The sequence below is a fragment of the Rhizobium sp. LC145 genome (assembly GCF_001005825.1).
Taxonomy (GTDB): domain Bacteria; phylum Pseudomonadota; class Alphaproteobacteria; order Rhizobiales; family Rhizobiaceae; genus Neorhizobium.
The window spans coordinates 309315-323969 of record NZ_LBHV01000008.1 but is presented as its reverse complement, the minus strand read 5'-3'; the positions used below and the strand labels follow the sequence as shown (position 1 = coordinate 323969).

Below are 14655 nucleotides of genomic sequence, written 5' to 3'. Positions count from 1 at the left end.
GTCCCCCCAAACACATCCGCCCCCCGGATGCGCCCTATTCCACCAAGACTGTCTCCGCCCGCCTCGGCCGCAGCATGTCCCGCGCCGCCAGCACCGCGCCGCCGGTGATCAGCAGGCATGCGACCAGGATGCGCCAATCGGCCTCCGCAAAGCCGGAAGCGACAAGGATGAGCGTCGAGAGAAGCGGCGCCGCATAGCTTGCCGCGCCGATGATCTGGATATCACCGTTCTTCACGCCGTAGTCCCATGCATAGAAGGCCGCTCCGACCGGCAGGAGGCCGAGCCCCACGACCGCCAGCCACTCACCGCCATTCTCCGGCCAGACGGTGGTTTCCAGAGCCAGATGGCAGGCGAGCGAGAGAACCGAGGTCGCCAGGCAGAAACCCGTCACGACATCCGTCGAAACGCGCTCGAACCGGCGCGTCAGCAGCGAATAGCCTGACCAGGTGAAGGCGCAGAGGAAGGCTGCGCCGTATCCGACCGCATAGGCATCGTCGAAGGACAGGCCGTTTCGCGAGACGATCGTCACCGTGCCGGCAAGGCCCGCCAGCGCGCCGGCGACGTGATACCAGCGCAGCCTCTCGCCCGGCAGCAGCGCCGAGCCGACGACGATCAAGAGCGGCCAGAGATAGGCGATGAGCCCGGCTTCGACAGCCGGCGCATTCCTGAGCGCGGTGAAATAGAGAAAATGATAGCCGAACAATCCGCCGATACCGGTGAGCCAGACCTTCGGCGACTGGCGAAGGAGCGCGATGCGCTGCGGCTTCAAGAGAAACAGGATGATGCCGGGAAGACTGCCGATCGCAAAGGTGACGGCCGAAAGCTGGAATGGCGGCATCTTGCCGGAGGCAGCCGTCATCAATGCCAGCAGCGACCACATGAGGATCGCCGTGAAGCCGATCAAGGTGCCTCGGATTTTCAACTTTGCCCCCTCGACATCGTGACGGGCGTCAGTCCCCGTATTTGACGGCCGTCACGTAAACCTGCCCCATCCTCGTTGGGATGCGGGCATAGACAGGAGCATATACATTCACCGATTGGGCCTTGGCAAACCAGATTTCCATCGACGTCTTGCGCAGAAACTCGATATCGCTCCGGCCTTGCCGGTAACCCGACTTCGGCACATAGCGAATATCGCAGACGATGGCTTCTCCCTTGAAGCCTTTGGTGGAGAACTGCCTGGTTCCCTTCGGCGTGAGGACGAGATCCATGCGCGATTCGCCGTCATAGATCGGCAGCCGGTTCGGGCAGACCTTCGCATCCGCCGGGAAGACGAGGCCGCTCAGAGGATCGAGCACCGCCTGCAGGTCCTTTTCCGTCACCGGAACCCAATTCTCCGGTCGCCTCGGCTCGGGCTTTACCGTCGTCTCCGTAACATTGCCGTTGCGGTAGGTGACATCGTAGATGCGGGTGCGCTTGCCGTTGCGGTAGACGAGATTGTAACGCTGCGCCTCCAGCCGATCCCCGCGCTTTCTGCCGCTCACGGTCGTCTGGGCCGAGATCCTCGTGATGATATCGACAAGACCGGATGACCTGAAGGTGCCGGAAATCTTATAGTCGCTGCTGCCGAATTCGCTGGCGAAGGAGGCCTTCGCAATCGGCAGGACGCCAAGAGAGATATCGTATTCGCTCACATGGCGGATTTCGGCCGTGCCGGCCGAAACGGGCGCGAGAGCCACGGCCACGACGAGGGCGAGAACGGAACGAGCGCGAAGAACCATGATGGCCACCTGCCTGACTTCAAGCGGAGGAACCGCCCTTTACAACCATATAGAGCCTGCACTATGGCAAGAAAATAGCGGCTTATCCGGGGATGAAGGGAAGGCTTGCCAGACCCGAAGACGGATTTTGGCTTGACGAGGGGAACCTCACTGACTATAGGGAGCCCAACTTTCCAATCAGGACCAATTGGATCGGCGCACCGGACATTGTCCGGAAGTACCATTCGATTGAATAAGAACAAAGGTGTATCCATGTCCCGTGTGTGCGAACTGACCGGCAAGGGCGTTCAGACCGGCAACAATGTAAGCCACGCCAACAACAAGACCCGCCGCCGGTTCCTGCCGAACCTGTGCCAGGTTACCCTGATTTCCGACGTCCTCGGCCAGCGCTACCGCCTGCGCGTATCCGCCCATGCCCTGCGCTCGGTGGAGCATCGCGGCGGTCTCGACGCTTTCCTGCTGAAGGCCCATGAAAACGAACTGTCGATGCGCGCTCGCCTGCTGCGCCGCCAGATCGTCAAGAAGACCGCTGAAGCCGCCTGAGCTTCACGTCTCACATCCGGCTCTTGAAGAAGGCTTGAACGGATATTCCGGGCAAGCCTTTTCTCTTGAGGCTTCATAGAACTCCAACTGGTGGCATCTCCCAGGATAAAAAAATGCGATACGCCCGCTATACCGCAATCTACGCAGCCCTGATGACGGCCGTCGTCGTCGCCTCGAACTTCCTGGTGCAGTTCCCGCTTTCGGGCTCGTTCCTCGGCATCCAGCTCGGCGACCTTCTGACCTGGGGTGCCTTCACCTACCCGGTCGCCTTCCTCGTCACCGATCTCACCAATCGCCAGTTCGGGCCTGCAATTGCCCGCCGCGTGGTATTCGCGGGTTTCGTGGCCGGCGTGATTCTTTCGTTCTGGACGGCCATGCCGCGTATCGCGGTCGCCTCCGGAACCGCATTCCTGATCGGCCAGCTGCTCGACATCTCGGTTTTCAACAGGCTGCGCCGGCAGACCTGGTGGCACGCGCCGCTCGCGGGTTCCGTCCTCGGCTCCATCATGGACACGGCGCTGTTCTTCTCGCTTGCCTTCGCATCCTTCTTCGTCTTCATCGGCCCGAATGACGAGTTCGCGATCGAATGGGCGCCGGTCCTCGGCATATTCGCCACGGAAGCGCCGCGCTGGATTTCCTGGGCGCTGGGCGATCTCGGCGTGAAGATTCTGGCGGGTGTCGTGCTGTTGATGCCCTATGGCGCGCTGATGAGCGTGCTGAAGCCGATGCCGCCGACAAAGGCGGCCTGATCCCCTCCGCCTGCCGGCTGATCATTCCGTCAGGCGGAATTCCAGCATCAGATTGCGCTGCAGGAAGGATGTGTTGTCGTCCGAGACAAGGATGATGCGCGTCGATCCGTCCGGGCCTTCGATGATATCCAGCCCTTCCATATTGTCGATTGCGTAACCCATGTCCGCCTGGAGAAGCACCTCGCCATCCACCAGCGCGCCGGGGCGGATGCTGTCGCCCTTGATCCTGCGCAGCCGCATGCCGACGCCGCTCGTGAAGCTGAAGCTCCGCTCTAAGAGGAGAAGGTCTCCATTCGGCAGGAATACGCCATCCGTCACGTCGAAGGGATCGTGCCTCGCCACCTTGAAAATGCCCTTGAGCGGCCCTTCGAGAACGGCAGCAAACAGATTGCCGTCGGTATCGATGCTTCTCTCCGCAATCGTCACCACCGCTCCTACAAGCGGGCCGTCGACAGGCGAGACCGCCACCGTCTCCAAGCCTCCATTCCCCCTGAGCTCCTCCCGGGGAATGACGAAATCCATGGACTTCGATGGCCTTGAGATCTGGAAGCCCGGGTCGGGGTAGATGTCGATCCGGTGACGGCCCTCGTAGCTCACGATCGCCTCACCTTGCCGGAGGGCAAGCCCTTCCGCATCCATTTCGGACTTGGAGATCTTCCTGTAGCCTCGTGCGTCGATCATCGGGGCCACGCGAACCTCGCTGAGACCTGTAAGCCTGCCCTCGGCGTTTCTGACGATCGAACCGGTGATCCAATCGCCATTGTCCGAGATGGCGACGAAGGATCGGGCATCGGCGCGAAACCGGACGCTGGATATACCGCCGACCCTCGGGTCAGACGAGCGGAAATCAATCCCTCCCAGGAATTCGAGCTTGCCGAACTCCCGCTGCTCGGAACCGGATTTGAAGGTCGTGATAGGCCTCGCCGTGACGGGCGAAAACTCCATCGCGGGAGCCAGGGGCGATGCCGTGCCACAGAACAAGAGCGCGGCGCAGACCGCAAACCGCAAGGGAACGGCCCTGGATGCGGCCATTATCCTGCCCGGCGCGCGCGGCCCTGCCGGGCGGCATTTTCCTCGAAAAGAGCGGCCAACTGCTCGGTCATGGCGCCGGCAAGCTCATCCGCATCGACGATCGTCACCGCCTTGCGATAGTAACGGGTCACGTCGTGCCCGATGCCGATCGCCAGCAGCTCGACAGGAGACCGCGTCTCGATCTGCTCGATCACCGCACGCAGGTGCCGCTCCAGATAGTTGCCGGGATTGACCGACAGCGTCGAGTCGTCCACCGGCGCGCCATCCGAGATCATCATGAGGATCTTGCGCTGCTCGCGCCGGTGAATGAGGCGCTGATGCGCCCACATCAAAGCTTCGCCGTCGATGTTTTCCTTGAGCAGCCCCTCGCGCATCATCAGGCCGAGATTGCGCCGCGAGCGCCGCCAGGGCGCATCGGCCGACTTGTAGACGATGTGGCGCAGGTCGTTGAGACGGCCGGGCGTGCCGGGCTTGCCGCCGGCGAGCCACTTCTCGCGCGATTGCCCGCCCTTCCACGCCTTGGTGGTGAAGCCGAGGATTTCGACCTTGACGCCGCAGCGTTCCAGCGTGCGGGCAAGAATGTCCGCGCAGGTGGCCGCGACCGTGATCGGCCGCCCGCGCATCGAGCCCGAATTGTCGATGACGAGCGAAACCACAGTGTCGCGGAACTGCGTGTCGCGCTCCTTCTTGAAGGAGAGCGGCTGCATGGGATCGATGATGAGGCGGGAAAGCCGCGCCGGATCGAGGTAGCCTTCTTCCAGATCGAAGTCCCAGGAACGGTTCTGTTGCGCCATCAGGCGGCGCTGCAAGCGGTTCGCAAGACGTCCCACCGCTCCTTGCAGGTGGGCGAGCTGCTTGTCGAGGAAGGCCCGCAACCGGTCGAGTTCGGTCTCGTCGCAAAGCTCCTCGGCGAGGACCTCCTCGTCGAATTCCTGCGTGAAAATCTTGTAGTCGACCTTCTCGTTGAAATCGTCGAAGGGGCTGTTCGGACGGCGGGTCTCACCCGGCGTTTCGGAGTGATCGGCGTCGTCGTCCGACATGTCGTCGTCCGACATTTCGGCGCCATCCATCTCGCCTTCGTCGAGTTCCTCGTCGGCGGCTTCGCTCTGCTCGGCCGGCGCGGCGTCGGACCCCGCCTCTTCCTCGACTTCCTCGTTTTCGGTCTCGCCGCTGCTAGGCTGATCCTCCTCGCTCGGATTTTCCATCTCCTCGGGCTCGGTATCCTCGCCGTCGAGGTCCTCGGCCATCTGCATCGAGGAAAGCATGTGCCGGACCAGACGGGCAAAGGCCTGCTGGTCGTCGATGACGTTCTTCAGGTTGTCGAGATCGCCGGCGGCCTTTTCCTCGATGAAGGGGCGCCACAGATCGAGCACCTTGCCGGCACTTTCCGGTGGACTGACGCCGGTCAGCTTTTCGCGCACCAGCATGGCAACGGCCTCGCCGACCGGCGCATCCTCCTGGCGCTCGATGCCGGAGAAATTCGCCTTGGCGTATTTCTCCGTATGCATGGAGTTGAGGTTGGCAGCAACGCCGGCCATCCGGTTGGCGCCGATCGACTCCACGCGCGCCTGCTCCACGGCGTCGAAGATGACGCGGGCGTCGGTCCCTTGAGGCGAGAGGCTGGCATGCAGGTTGGTGTCGTGGCAGGCAAGGCGCAGCGCCATCGAATCGCCGAGGCCGCGCGTTACCGCGAGCTCATGGGCCGTCGGCCTCTTGGAGATTTCCGGCAGGCGGACGCGTTCGCCCGCAAGCCCCGGCCGCTCGTTAGCGAAAGTGACCTCCACCTCGCCACTGCCGGCAATCGACCGGACACAGCCGGTTATCGCCTGACGCAACGGCTCGGTATCGACCGGTCCGCCGGCCTTAGTTCTCGAATTGTCTCCGCGGCCTGCCATTTGCGATGCCGTATTCCTTATGCGCTCAGTACGATACTGGCGGCGCTTTCCTTCAGTTCGACACCGAAGGCGCGCTGATACTGTTCGGCAACCAGCGTGCGCTCCAGTTCGTCGCACTTGTTGAGGAAGGTGATGCGGAAGGCAAAGGCGAGATCACCGAAGATCTCCGCATTCTCGGCCCAGGTGATGACGGTACGCGGGCTCATGACGGTCGAGAGATCGCCGTTGATGAAGGCCGAACGGGTCAGATCGGCAACGCGCACCATCTTGGAAACCGTTTCGCGGCCTTCCGCCGTCGCGCCGAAGCTCTTCACCTTGGCGGCGACGATATCGACTTCCTTCTCGTGCGGCAGATAATTCAGCGTGGTCACGATCGACCAGCGGTCCATCTGCGCCTGGTTGATCTGCTGCGTGCCGTGATAGAGACCCGTCGTATCGCCGAGGCCGACGGTATTGGCGGTCGCGAACAACCGGAATGCCGGATGCGGGCGGATGACGCGGCTCTGGTCAAGAAGCGTCAGGCGGCCGGAGGATTCCAGCACCCGCTGTATGACGAACATCACGTCAGGGCGGCCGGCATCGTATTCGTCGAACACGAGCGCGACATTGTGCTGGTAGGCCCAGGGCAGGATGCCGTCCTTGAACTCGGTGACCTGCTTGCCGTCCTTCAGAACGATCGCATCCTTGCCGACGAGATCGATACGGCTGACATGGCTGTCGAGATTGACGCGCACGCAAGGCCAGTTGAGCCGCGCGGCGACCTGCTCGATATGCGTGGATTTGCCGGTGCCGTGAAAGCCCGACACCATGACGCGGCGGTTATGGGCGAAGCCCGCCAGGATCGCAAGCGTGGTATCGCGGTCGAAAAGGTAATCGGGATCGAGATCGGGCACATAGGGGTCGCCGCTGCTGTAGGCCGGGACCCTGAGGTCGGTATCGATGCCGAAGACTTCCCGTACTGAAACGGTGGTGTCGGGAAGGTTGGAAATATCAAGATCAATCTTACTCATCATCTCTCCAAGGCACGGACCGCCGCCCGGCCGCAATTCCATTCCGCTTTCATTCTATCGCTTAGCAGAAACCGGCTTGCTTCAACAACTGATATGCTTGGATCACAGCGCGAAAACGTTCCTCCGATCCACGATCCCCGCCATTGGCATCCGGGTGGTGTTTCTTGACCAGTTCCTTGTAGCGGCTCTTGATTTCGGACGATGTCGCGCTGGCGGCAAGCCCCATCGTATCGAAGGCCTTTGCCTCCAGCGCCTTCAGCTTGCGGCCCTGCGTCTGGAAGCGTCCGCCGCCACCTGCTCGCGCCTGCGACACGAAGCCGAACGGATCCTTGTAGCGCTGCTGCGTATAGGCAGACCCGGAGCGTGCCGTGGAATGGAGCGGCGCATCCTTGGCGGCCTTGTTGACGCCGACGGTCCAGGTGGGCCGATGACCGGTGATTGCTTCCTTCTGGTAGCGGGCGATCTCGTTGTCTGAAAGGCCGGAAAAGTAATTGTAGCCCTTGTTGTATTCCTTGACGTGCTCGAAGCAGAGCAGGAAGAACTGGCCCTCCGCATTGCGCCCGACGGGGGCGCGATGAGCACCGGGCTTGTCGCAGCCGTCCCACTGGCAGGTGGGGGCCTGGGCCACGGTTTCCTGCTCCCTTTTCCGGCGGGTCCGGATGCGGTCGAAATATTTGGAGTCGAGCTTCATAAGGCCCTCATTATGGGTTGCCGGCATGGGCACGACAAGAATTGACAAAGTGCTTTCTTACTGGTTTTTGGGTTGCCCCTTTCGCGACGCAACGGAGACCGAAATGTCCGTCAAAGCACGCATCGAAGCCCGGCTGGCCGAAGAACTCGAACCCGAGCGCCTGATCGTCATCAACGAGAGCAGCCAGCATGCCGGCCATCAGCCGAGCATGACGGGAGACGGCGAGACGCATATGCGGGTGCGCATCGTTTCGAAGAAGTTCGAAGGCCTGAGCCGCCTTGAACGGCACCGGACGGTGAATGCGCTCCTGAAGGAAGAATTCGACGCCGGCCTTCATGCTCTCGCGGTCGAGGCGGCGGCACCCGGCGAAGCGACGCGGTGGTAGCACGAGGACATATATGGGATTCCTCTCTCGGCAGCCAAGTCTCGCGAGTGCTGCCGAGGAAGAAAAAACGGCTACTCCCCAGGCAGCGTGGCCTCTTCCGCCGGCCGGATGCGCAATCGGGTGATGCGGTTCTTCTCCCGCTTCATGACGATGAAGCGCTTGCCGTAGAAGGTGAAGGCCTGGCGCTCTTCCGGAATGAGCTTCGATTCGTGGATGACGAGGCCGGCGATCGTGGTCGCCTCCTCGTCCGGCAACGACCAGTCCAGAGCGCGGTTGAGGTCGCGGATCGGCACCGAGCCATCGACCACGATCGAGCCATCGGCCTCCTGGCGAACGCCTTGGATGTCGATGTCGTGCTCGTCGGCGATGTCGCCCACGATCTCCTCCAGGATATCCTCCAGCGTGAGGATGCCCTGCACCTCGCCATACTCGTCCACAACGACGGCGAAATGCACCTTGCGCCGGAGGAAGGCGTTGAGCTGATCCTTGAGGCTGGTGCTGTCGGGCACGAACCAGGGCTTCTGCGCCAGCTTCACGATGTCCAATGTCTGGGGCTCGACTCCCGGCTCCGCAAGCGCGCGCAGAAGGTCCTTGGCATGGATCACGCCGATGATGTTTTCGGTCGAGTTCCGCCAGAGCGGCATGCGGGTATAGGGGCTTTCAAGGATGGTGCGGACAGCCACTTCGGGCGGATCGTCTGCATTGACCGCCCGCATGGCGGTGCGGTGACGCATGACGTCGGAGACTTCCAGCTCCTCCAGATCGAAAAGGCCGCTTAGGCGGTCGCGGTCGGCGGACTTGTCGAAATTACCCTCGCGATGAATGAGATCGAGCGCCTCGTGCAAATCGTCGTGGCTTGAACGCGCCAGGGTTTCCGGAGAAAGGCGCGTGCCCGACGAGCGCAGGAGACCGCGGATCAGCGCGTTGACGAAGCGTGAAAGGAAACCTCCTGCAGATGTCATTTCGGCCGCTTTTCCTCCAGGAAACTCAGAACTTCCGAAGCAGGAACGTCGTCGGCAACGAAGGACTGGCCGATGCCGCGGGTGAGAATGAAGGTGAGCTTACCGCCCTTGACCTTCTTGTCCTGCGCGATCGCGTCGAGCAATTTTTCGGTCGGCGGCAGCTTGCCGGGAATGTCGCTCATCAAAGTCGGAAGGCCGACGGCTTTCAAGTGAGCTGCGACTCTCTCGGCATCGTCCGGGCTTGCGAGGTTCAGCCGCGCGGAGAACTGGTGAGCGAGCACCATGCCGATCGCGACCCCTTCCCCATGTACCAGACGGCGGCTGTCATATTCCGTCGCCGCTTCCAGCGCATGCCCAAAGGTATGGCCGAGATTGAGGAGTGCGCGCCTTCCGGTCTCCCGCTCGTCCTCCACTACCACGTCCGCCTTGGCCTGGCAGCTTACCGCGATCGCCTCGATCCGCTCCGGCCCGCCGGCAAAGACCTGGCCCCAGTTCTTCTCGAGCCAGGCGAAGAAATCCGGCTTGTCGATCAGCCCGTATTTCGCCACCTCGGCATAGCCGGCACGGAATTCGCGCTCGGAGAGACTGTCGAGCGCAGCCGTATCGGCAAGCACGAGATCCGGCTGATGGAAGACGCCGAGCAGGTTCTTGCCATGGCGGCTGTTGATGCCGGTCTTACCGCCGACGGAGGAATCGACCTGCGCCAGGAGCGAGGTCGGAATCTGCACGAAACGGACGCCGCGGCGCACGATGCCGGCCGCAAACCCAGCGAGATCGCCGATCACGCCGCCGCCGAGCGCGATCACCGCATCGTTGCGCTCTATGCGGGCCGACAGCACCATGTCGGTCACGGTCGCCAGATGCTCCAGGCTCTTGGTCTTCTCGCCCGCCGGCAGCGTCAGCGAAACCGCTTCGATACCGTCCGTTTGCAGGCTGTCCATGAGAGCTTCGAGATAAAGCGGCGCCACATGTTCGTCGGTGACGATGGCTGCGCGGCGGCCTTTCAGCCGCGTGGTGATCTCTCCGCCGGCCCGCGAAATCAGCCCAGGGCCGATGAGGATATCATAGGCGCGCTCGCCGAGCGGCACATGCACCAGACGTTCCGGATGCCGGGAGGAAATGTTCATCGTCTCTCACCTTCGCCGGCAAGGCCTACGACGGCCGCCAACACATTCTTGACCATGACGTCCTTGCGGACGTCTTCCGACTCGACCGTGAGATCCGCCTCCGCATAGATCGGATAGCGCTGGATCATCAGGTTCTCGAGCGTCTGCTTCGGGTTCTCGGTTTTCAGAAGCGGCCGGTGGTCGCGCCTGCTCACCCTCTCCCAGAGAATGTCGAGATCGGCCTTCAGCCAGATCGAGACACCGCCGAGCTTGATCTGCCGCCTTGTGTTCTCGTTGATGAAAGCGCCCCCGCCGGTGGAGACGACCCGCGGTCCGCCCTTCAGCAGCCGTTCGATCACCCGGGTCTCCAGCGCCCTGAACTCCTGCTCCCCATAGGCGGCGAACAGCTCGCTGATCGTCATGCGCGAAACCCGCTCGATTTCGGCATCCGTATCGATGAACGGTATCGAAAGCGCCTGGGCGACGAGCCTGCCGATCACCGATTTGCCGGCACCCATGAGACCGACGAAGACGAGGTTGCGCTTGCCGAGCGCAGCGCGCGCCTGTTCGCTCAGGTTTTGGGCGACGGATGTTGCAGCTTCGTTCATTGTCCGGTTCCGTTTCAAAAAACGGTATCGACAAATGCACCGGCAGCGTCAAGGGTAGCTTCTTGCGCACTTGCGAGGCTTTCCGCATATAGTCGGCGGTCAACGTTCCGGAAACGCCGAAGAAAGCCCGCGCATGCCCACCCTCTTTCGCTTCCTGTTCGTGCTCGCGGCGATCGCCGGCCTGATCTATGGAAGCATGCAGGCCCTGGTGATGCTCGTCGAGCCGCGCGAGCGGGACGTAACCGTGCGGGTGCCCTCGGAGCGGCTCAACCCGCCGGCAAAGGAGTGAGTGGCTCATGGCCGATCTTTCCCGCGCCCATATCGAAGCTTTTCTGGAGATGATGAGCGCCGAGCGCGGTGCGGCGGGCAATACGCTTGCCTCCTACGAGCACGACCTGGAAGACCTGCATTCCTTTCTCGTCAATCGCAAGACCTCGCCGCTCAATGCCGAGAGCGCCGATCTCTCCGCCTATCTCGCTCATCTGGGAAGGCAGGGATTTGCCGCATCATCCCAGGCGCGGCGGCTTTCGGCGATGCGACAATTCTACAAGTTCCTCTATGCCGAGGGGCTGCGTACGGACGATCCGACCGCTATTCTCGATGCACCGAAGAAAGGCAGGGCGCTGCCGAAGATCATGAGCGAAGCCGACGTGACCCGCCTTCTTGAACAGGCGGCGCGAGAAGCGGCCGAGCCGGGGCCTGACCAGCTTTCGCGCCTCAGGATGCTCGCGCTCCTCGAATTGCTGTATGCCACGGGAATGCGTGTCAGCGAACTCGTCTCCCTGCCGGCGAAAGTACTCGACCAGGAAGGCCGTTTCCTGATGATCCGGGGCAAGGGCAACAAGGATCGGCTTGTGCCGCTCTCCCGCTCGGCAATCGAGGCGATGCGGAACTATGGCGCGGCAAGAGAGAAGACCTCGGAGCATATCGCCGATAGTCCCTGGCTCTTCCCCTCTTCCGGCAAGGAGGGCTATCTGCCCCGACAGGTCTTTGCCCGAGACCTGAAGGGACTTGCCGCGCGAGCCGGACTTAGAGCCGCCGCAATCTCCCCGCATGTGATGCGCCATGCATTCGCAAGCCATCTTCTGCACAATGGAGCGGACCTTCGCGTGGTTCAGGAACTGCTCGGCCATTCGGACATTTCCACAACCCAGATCTATACGCATGTGCAGGAAGAAAGGCTTCATGAGCTGGTGCAAACGCACCACCCTCTTGCAAAACAGGCCAAAAACCGGGATTAGAGGCCGCAAACAAAGAATGGGAACACCGCGTCCCTGAGATAATAAAGATCGGAAGCCGGATCTCATGCAGACTTATCTTGATTTCGAAAAGCCAATTTCTGACCTCGAAGGCAAGATCCACGAGTTGAAGAAACTCGCGGCCGAGGACGAGAGCATCGACACCTCCGACGAGATCAACCGGCTCGAAACGCGCGTTCGCGAGGCGACGAAGGAAATCTACGCCAAGCTCGGCGCCTGGGAAAAGACGCAGGTCGCGCGCCATCCGCAGCGCCCGCATTTCGTCCATTACGCCGCACAGCTCTTCACCGATTTCACGCCGCTCGCCGGCGACCGCAATTTCGGCGAGGACGCGGCGATCCAGGCAGGTCTCGCGCGCTTCAACGGCACCGCCGTCGCCGTGATCGGCCAGGAAAAAGGCCATGACACCAAATCGCGGCTGAAGCACAATTTCGGCAGCCCGCGCCCCGAAGGATACCGCAAGGCGATCCGCATCATGGAAATGGCTGACCGTTTTGGCCTGCCTATCATCTCGCTGATCGATACCGCGGGCGCCTATCCCGGCGTCGGAGCGGAAGAACGCGGACAGGCGGAAGCGATTGCCCGCTCGACCGAGACCTGCCTTGCGGTGCGGGTCCCGATGGTTTCCGTCGTGATCGGCGAAGGCGGCTCGGGCGGGGCGATCGCGATTGCTACCGGCAACCGCGTCTACATGCTCGAGCACGCGATCTATTCCGTCATTTCGCCGGAAGGCGCCGCCTCCATTCTCTGGCGTGATTCGACCCGCGCCCGCGAGGCCGCCACCAACATGAAGATCACCTCCGATGATCTGAAGGCTCTCGGCATTATCGACGACATCATCCCCGAACCGCTCGGCGGAGCTCATCGCGATCCGCAGACCGTGATCGCCGCCACCGGCAAGGTAATCACCTCCGCGCTGCAGGATCTCGGGAAACTTTCGGGAGACCAGGTGCGCGCCGCGCGGCGGCAGAAATTCCTCGATATCGGCCGGAATCTCTGATTCGAACAGGCTGCGCCTGAAAAATAGCCAATTTTGGCCACATTGCTGATAAGAGTGAGTCGCGGTCGCGATTTGCTGGACAGACGGGGACAAGCGGTTAAGACGATATAAAGATTACCGCTTTATTATCGAGTTTCGTGCCGACCTATTCGCAGCCCAACTGGTTTGTACCGATGCGCTTGAAAAATATCGCTTTCATCCTGCTCTTGGCCACGACTCTTGCGGGCTGCAACGACACCTTGGATTCGGTCGATATCTCCACCGTCAAGAACAAGGTCGAGCATCCTCTGCCTGCCCGCCGGATTGCGGAAATGCAGAAGAAGAACATGCCGCGCACCTCGCCGATCATGATCCGCATATTCAAGGAAGAGGGCGTTCTCGAGGTCTGGAAGGCGAAGGCCGATAATCGATTCGACGTGATCGCGAGCTATCAGATCTGCGCCTGGTCCGGCAAGCTTGGCCCCAAGGTGAAAGAAGGCGACCGCCAGGCGCCCGAGGGCTTCTACAACCTCACGCCCGCACATCTCAACCCGAATTCAAAATATTATCTCGCCATCAATACCGGTTTTCCGAACCGCTTCGATCAGGCGATGGGCCGCACCGGCTCGAACCTGATGATTCACGGCGCTTGCTCTTCCTCCGGCTGCTATTCGATGACCGACGAGCAGGTTCTGGAAATCTATGCCTTTGCGCGAGACGCCTTCAAAGGCGGCCAGACATCGGTGCAGCTGCAGGCCTTCCCATTCCGCATGACGGCGGAAAACATGGCCCGCCACCGCAACAGCGAGCACCATGACTTCTGGAAGATGCTGAAGGTCGGCTACGATAACTTCGAGGTCACCAAGCGGCCGCCGGAGGTGAATGTCTGCGAGAAGAAATATGTCTTCAACCAGCAGACGGACGCCAGCGGCAAGCTGGGATCGGCCGAAGCCTGCCCGCCGATGTCGACCCCGCCGGCGCTGGCAATGGCCCTTGCCTCCTATGAAAAAACCTACGACGTCGCCTACGAAAAGGCTGTGAAGAAACTCGACGGCATGGTCTGGTACGAGCCGAGCGAAGCCGAACGCAAGGCGATCGTCGCCGACAAGCGCAAGGGCCGCGACCTTGCCTATGCGCCGACCGGCACCTCGCTCGCCGCCGGTAAGCTGATGAAGGAAGAAGAGTTCGCCGCCCTGATGCAGAAGCGCACGGCAACTCCCAACAAACCCGCTCAACCCGCCGTCGCCGCCGTATCCTCACGTCCAGGCACCGCCGCCGAACGCATGAAGCAGGATCGCCTGCCTCAGGCTGCAGGCAGCCCGGCGCCGGCACAGGCTCCGGCTCCCGCCGAAACGCAGGTGGCGAACACGGAAGGAACGGCCACCACGGTACCGATCCCGGCGCAAAATCCGCTCGCCTATGCCGCGCCGCAGATTCCAGACGACAGGAAGAAGCCTTTCTGGAAGTTCTGGGCCAAGGAATGACTTTTCCCGCCGACAGCCTCTATGACCTCAGAGGCTTGAAGTGCCCGCTGCCGGTTTTGAAAACCCGCAAGCGGCTGACGACTCTGCCGAGCGGGACGGAACTCGCGATCGAAACCAGCGATCCGATGGCAGCGATCGACATCCCGCATTTCTGCCGGCAGGAAGGGCACGAGCTCTTGCGTTCTGAAAAGACCGAAACCGGCCACCTTTTCCTGATCCGGAAAGGCTGAT

The 14655-nt window shown here is 61.8% G+C and carries 16 protein-coding genes and 1 pseudogene; 8 read left to right on the top strand and 9 right to left on the bottom strand.

Going from position 1 to position 14655, the window contains the following annotated elements; translation table 11 throughout:
* Positions 1–34 precede the first annotated feature (34 nt).
* Together YH62_RS21635 and YH62_RS21630 are read right to left on the bottom strand one after the other, a co-directional pair.
* Positions 35–922 carry an EamA family transporter gene (locus YH62_RS21635; protein WP_046796339.1) on the bottom strand — a complete coding sequence of 296 codons (888 nt, stop codon included), beginning with the start codon at positions 920–922 and terminating at the stop codon, positions 35–37.
* Between the two features lie 28 nt (positions 923–950).
* Entirely contained in the window at positions 951–1721 is a 771-nt protein-coding gene (locus YH62_RS21630; protein WP_046796430.1) for a DUF3108 domain-containing protein, read from the bottom strand.
* Positions 1722–1973: 252 nt separating this feature from the next.
* Here YH62_RS21630 and rpmB point away from each other — a divergent pair, with 252 nt between their 5' ends.
* The gene (rpmB, locus tag YH62_RS21625) at positions 1974–2264 is read left to right on the top strand and encodes a 50S ribosomal protein L28 (protein ID WP_046796338.1); all 291 of its coding nucleotides are present in this window, start codon (positions 1974–1976) and stop codon (positions 2262–2264) included.
* Positions 2265–2377: 113 nt separating this feature from the next.
* Positions 2378–3013, top strand: a complete 636-nt coding sequence (locus YH62_RS21620; RefSeq protein ID WP_046796337.1) for a queuosine precursor transporter — start codon at positions 2378–2380, stop codon at positions 3011–3013.
* A 21-nt stretch (positions 3014–3034) separates the two neighbouring features.
* On the opposite strand, the gene YH62_RS21615 is transcribed toward YH62_RS21620, so the two are convergent.
* The 4 genes from YH62_RS21615 to YH62_RS21600 form a co-directional block, all read right to left on the bottom strand.
* On the bottom strand, positions 3035–4045 hold the full coding sequence (locus tag YH62_RS21615; RefSeq protein ID WP_052760476.1) for an esterase-like activity of phytase family protein: 1011 nt from the start codon (positions 4043–4045) through the stop codon (positions 3035–3037).
* Positions 4045–5940 (bottom strand): cobaltochelatase subunit CobT, encoded by a 1896-nt coding sequence (gene cobT, locus YH62_RS21610; protein ID WP_046796336.1) that lies wholly within the window; start codon positions 5938–5940, stop codon positions 4045–4047. Before cobT ends, YH62_RS21615 begins: the two co-directional genes overlap by 1 nt.
* A 17-nt stretch (positions 5941–5957) precedes the next feature.
* On the bottom strand, positions 5958–6950 hold the full coding sequence (gene cobS / locus YH62_RS21605) for a cobaltochelatase subunit CobS (protein ID WP_046796428.1): 993 nt from the start codon (positions 6948–6950) through the stop codon (positions 5958–5960).
* Between the two features lie 61 nt (positions 6951–7011).
* On the bottom strand, positions 7012–7641 hold the full coding sequence (locus YH62_RS21600; RefSeq protein ID WP_046796335.1) for a J domain-containing protein: 630 nt from the start codon (positions 7639–7641) through the stop codon (positions 7012–7014).
* 103 nt (positions 7642–7744) lie between these two features.
* Between YH62_RS21600 and YH62_RS21595 the strand changes: the two genes are divergently transcribed.
* Positions 7745–8026 (top strand): BolA family protein, encoded by a 282-nt coding sequence (locus YH62_RS21595; RefSeq protein ID WP_046796334.1) that lies wholly within the window; start codon positions 7745–7747, stop codon positions 8024–8026.
* 71 nt (positions 8027–8097) lie between these two features.
* On the opposite strand, the pseudogene YH62_RS21590 reads toward YH62_RS21595, so the two are convergent.
* The 3 genes and pseudogenes from YH62_RS21590 to YH62_RS21580 form a co-directional block, all read right to left on the bottom strand.
* A pseudogene (locus YH62_RS21590) lies at positions 8098–8973 on the bottom strand (transporter associated domain-containing protein); the annotation flags it as partial.
* 11 nt (positions 8974–8984) lie between these two features.
* Complete coding sequence (gene aroB, locus YH62_RS21585; RefSeq protein ID WP_046796332.1) at positions 8985–10115, bottom strand: 3-dehydroquinate synthase; 1131 nt, start codon at positions 10113–10115, stop codon at positions 8985–8987.
* Positions 10112–10702 (bottom strand): shikimate kinase, encoded by a 591-nt coding sequence (locus tag YH62_RS21580; RefSeq protein ID WP_046796331.1) that lies wholly within the window; start codon positions 10700–10702, stop codon positions 10112–10114. The genes aroB and YH62_RS21580 overlap by 4 nt, the downstream gene beginning before the upstream one ends.
* A 133-nt stretch (positions 10703–10835) precedes the next feature.
* On the opposite strand from YH62_RS21580, the gene YH62_RS30540 reads away from it, so the two are divergent.
* From YH62_RS30540 to YH62_RS21560, 5 genes are all read left to right on the top strand, one after another.
* Positions 10836–10991 carry a hypothetical protein gene (locus tag YH62_RS30540; RefSeq protein ID WP_170986323.1) on the top strand — a complete coding sequence of 52 codons (156 nt, stop codon included), beginning with the start codon at positions 10836–10838 and terminating at the stop codon, positions 10989–10991.
* A 7-nt stretch (positions 10992–10998) separates the two neighbouring features.
* On the top strand, positions 10999–11943 hold the full coding sequence (xerD, locus tag YH62_RS21575) for a site-specific tyrosine recombinase XerD (RefSeq protein WP_046796330.1): 945 nt from the start codon (positions 10999–11001) through the stop codon (positions 11941–11943).
* 64 nt (positions 11944–12007) lie between these two features.
* Positions 12008–12961, top strand: coding sequence for an acetyl-CoA carboxylase carboxyltransferase subunit alpha (locus YH62_RS21570; protein WP_046796329.1), 954 nt, complete (start codon positions 12008–12010; stop codon positions 12959–12961).
* A gap of 173 nt (positions 12962–13134) precedes the next feature.
* Positions 13135–14424 carry a murein L,D-transpeptidase family protein gene (locus YH62_RS21565; protein ID WP_046796427.1) on the top strand — a complete coding sequence of 430 codons (1290 nt, stop codon included), beginning with the start codon at positions 13135–13137 and terminating at the stop codon, positions 14422–14424.
* Positions 14421–14654, top strand: a complete 234-nt coding sequence (locus tag YH62_RS21560) for a sulfurtransferase TusA family protein (RefSeq protein ID WP_046796328.1) — start codon at positions 14421–14423, stop codon at positions 14652–14654. Before YH62_RS21565 ends, YH62_RS21560 begins: the two co-directional genes overlap by 4 nt.
* Position 14655 lies beyond the last annotated feature (1 nt).

What these genes read in the sequence shown, in the direction of transcription:
- YH62_RS21630 (WP_046796430.1), bottom strand. Translation starts at nt 1,721, where the DNA reads ATGGTTCTTCGCGCTCGTTCCGTTCTCGCCCTCGTCGTGGCCGTGGCT.
- rpmB (WP_046796338.1), top strand. Translation starts at nt 1,974, where the DNA reads ATGTCCCGTGTGTGCGAACTGACCGGCAAGGGCGTTCAGACCGGCAAC.
- YH62_RS21620 (WP_046796337.1), top strand. Translation starts at nt 2,378, where the DNA reads ATGCGATACGCCCGCTATACCGCAATCTACGCAGCCCTGATGACGGCC.
- YH62_RS21615 (WP_052760476.1), bottom strand. Translation starts at nt 4,045, where the DNA reads ATGGCCGCATCCAGGGCCGTTCCCTTGCGGTTTGCGGTCTGCGCCGCG.
- cobT (WP_046796336.1), bottom strand. Translation starts at nt 5,940, where the DNA reads ATGGCAGGCCGCGGAGACAATTCGAGAACTAAGGCCGGCGGACCGGTC.
- cobS (WP_046796428.1), bottom strand. Translation starts at nt 6,950, where the DNA reads ATGAGTAAGATTGATCTTGATATTTCCAACCTTCCCGACACCACCGTT.
- YH62_RS21600 (WP_046796335.1), bottom strand. Translation starts at nt 7,641, where the DNA reads ATGAAGCTCGACTCCAAATATTTCGACCGCATCCGGACCCGCCGGAAA.
- YH62_RS21595 (WP_046796334.1), top strand. Translation starts at nt 7,745, where the DNA reads ATGTCCGTCAAAGCACGCATCGAAGCCCGGCTGGCCGAAGAACTCGAA.
- aroB (WP_046796332.1), bottom strand. Translation starts at nt 10,115, where the DNA reads ATGAACATTTCCTCCCGGCATCCGGAACGTCTGGTGCATGTGCCGCTC.
- YH62_RS21580 (WP_046796331.1), bottom strand. Translation starts at nt 10,702, where the DNA reads ATGAACGAAGCTGCAACATCCGTCGCCCAAAACCTGAGCGAACAGGCG.
- YH62_RS30540 (WP_170986323.1), top strand. Translation starts at nt 10,836, where the DNA reads ATGCCCACCCTCTTTCGCTTCCTGTTCGTGCTCGCGGCGATCGCCGGC.
- xerD (WP_046796330.1), top strand. Translation starts at nt 10,999, where the DNA reads ATGGCCGATCTTTCCCGCGCCCATATCGAAGCTTTTCTGGAGATGATG.
- YH62_RS21570 (WP_046796329.1), top strand. Translation starts at nt 12,008, where the DNA reads ATGCAGACTTATCTTGATTTCGAAAAGCCAATTTCTGACCTCGAAGGC.
- YH62_RS21565 (WP_046796427.1), top strand. Translation starts at nt 13,135, where the DNA reads ATGCGCTTGAAAAATATCGCTTTCATCCTGCTCTTGGCCACGACTCTT.
- YH62_RS21560 (WP_046796328.1), top strand. Translation starts at nt 14,421, where the DNA reads ATGACTTTTCCCGCCGACAGCCTCTATGACCTCAGAGGCTTGAAGTGC.